Raw genomic sequence first — 2,145 nt, 5'->3', positions numbered from 1 at the left:
TGGCCCTTGGCGCGCTGCACGAGATTGCAGGCGGTGGCCATGGCGCGCTCGATGGGGCGGCAGTGGCGCTATTCGCTGCCGGCATCGCTGCCCGCACACGTGGCCGCGTCCTGTGGTGCGTGACCCGTCAGGACCTATTCGCGCCGGCGCTCGCCCAGGCCGGGCTTTCCCCCAACCGGGTGATCTATGTCGAGGCGGGTGACGACAAGACCCTGCTGGCCTGCTTTGAAGAAGGCCTCCGGCATGGCGGGTTTGGCGCCGTCGTGGCTGAGGTCGCGCAGCTTCGCATGATGGCATCCCGGCGCCTTCAATTGTCGGCCGAGGGATCCGGCACCGTCGGCATCGCCATCCGCCGATGGCGCCGCGTGGCCGAGGCCGCAGATTTCGGCCAGCCGACCGCCTCGGTGACCCGCTGGCGTGTCAGCGTGATGCCGTCGAGCCCGTTGCCCGTTCCTGGGGTCGGCCGAGCCCGCTGGCTGCTGGAATTGATCCGGTGCCGCGCCGGAGAGAGCGCGGATTTCGAGGTGGAGGCGTGTGATGCCAAGGGTCGTCTCGGTCTTCCTGCCGACCTGGCCGACGGATCGGCTACGGCGGAAGCTGGGCGACACCGCGCCGCCGGCTGATACGCCTATCGTGCTGGTCGGCCGGGACGGACGACGCCGGGTGGTCGTGGCGACCGACGCGGCTGCGCAGCGGGTGGGGCTGCACGTTGGCATGCCGGCGAGCAAGGCCCAGGCCCTGGTCCCCGGATTGATCCTGATGGATGCGGAACCACTTGCGGACGCCGAGGCGCTCGACCGCCTCGCGCTGTGGGCCCTGCAGCGCTATGCCCCGGTGGTCGCCGCCGACCTGCCGGACGGGCTGGTGATCGACGCCACTGGTGCCGCGCATCTCCATGGCGGCGAGGAGGCGATGCTCATCGACTTGGCCGGCCGCCTGACCGCGCGCGGCATCGCCGTGCGCATTGCGCTGGCCGATAGCTGGGTGCCGCCCACGCCCTGGCGCGCTTTGCCGACCGCGCTGTCGTTGTCGTGCCGGCAGGGGAGGGGGGTAGCGCCATTCTCGACCTTCCGATCGCGGGGCTCCGCCTCGCTCGAGACACTGTGGCGGCACTCCGCGTCCTCGGCTTCGACCGGATCGGCGACCTGGCGGCGAAGCCACGGGCGCCACTGGCTCTGCGCTTCGGCCCCGAACTGGGGCGCCGCCTCGACCAGGCCCTCGGGTGCCTCGCGGAGCCGATCGACCCTGTCCGTCCGCCGGATCTGGTGGCGGCACGCCGGGCCTTCGCCGAGCCGATCAGCGCGGCCGAGACCATCGCCCGCTATATCGGCAAGCTGGTTGTCCAGGTGTGCGACCTGCTCGAAGCCCGCGGCCTCGGCGCGCGCCGTCTCGACATGCTTTGCCATCGTGTCGACAACCGCATTGAGGCGGTGCGGGTCGGTACTGCGACGCCGGTCCGCGACGCCAGGCGGCTCACCCGCCTCTTGTGCGACCGGATCGAGACTATCGACCCGGGCTTCGGCATCGAGATCATGACCCTGGCCGCCGTCGTGGCCGAGCCGCTGATGCCCCGGCAGACGGTCTCGTCGCTCACCGAGGAGCCGGAGGCCGACGTTTCCGATCTGGTCGACACGCTGACCAATCGCGTCGGCGAGCACCGGCTCTATCGCTTTGCCGCGGTCGCCAGTGACGTGCCGGAGCGATCCGTCGCGCGGGTGCCGCCGATGGCCCCGGACACGGGGCCGTCCTGGCCCGATCACTGGCCGCGGCCGTCGCGGCTGTTGCCGATGCCGGAGCCGATCGAGACCATCGCCGTGCTGCCCGACCATCCGCCGGTCACCTTCACCTGGCGTGGCATCCGCCGCCGGGTGAAGCGGGCCGACGGCCCGGAACGCGTCTTCGGCGAATGGTGGAAGCGCGATGCCGAGCTGATCGCGGTCCGGGACTACTTCCAGGTCGAGGACGAGGCCGGTGAGCGATACTGGATCTTCCGGGCCGGCGACGGCGAGAACGCGGCCACCGGCTCGCAGGGCTGGTTCCTGCATGGGATCTTCGGATGACCCGCTACGCCGAGCTCCAATGCACCTCGCACTTCTCCTTCCTGCGCGGCGCCAGCTCCTGCGATGAGCTGTTCGCTCAGGCCGC

Annotated in this window: 2 protein-coding genes and 1 pseudogene; all 3 read left to right on the top strand. The window is 71.0% G+C overall.

Translation table 11 applies throughout. The features are described 5' to 3' along the window. Nucleotides 1-623, top strand: a 623-nt coding sequence (locus tag AC3XYG_RS02310) for an ImuA family protein (RefSeq protein ID WP_489138198.1), incomplete at its 5' end; no start/stop codon positions are given. Beyond that, nucleotides 538-966 (top strand): annotated as a pseudogene (locus tag AC3XYG_RS02305) (Y-family DNA polymerase); the annotation flags it as partial. The gene AC3XYG_RS02310 and the pseudogene AC3XYG_RS02305, both read left to right, overlap by 86 nt. Nucleotides 967-1,103: 137 nt before the next feature. After that, entirely contained in the window at nucleotides 1,104-2,060 is a 957-nt protein-coding gene (locus AC3XYG_RS02300) for a DinB/UmuC family translesion DNA polymerase (protein ID WP_489138199.1), read from the top strand. Nucleotides 2,061-2,145 lie beyond the last annotated feature (85 nt).

This window comes from Inquilinus sp. (assembly GCF_057815775.1).
This window is presented reverse-complemented; position numbering and strand designations above follow the sequence as displayed.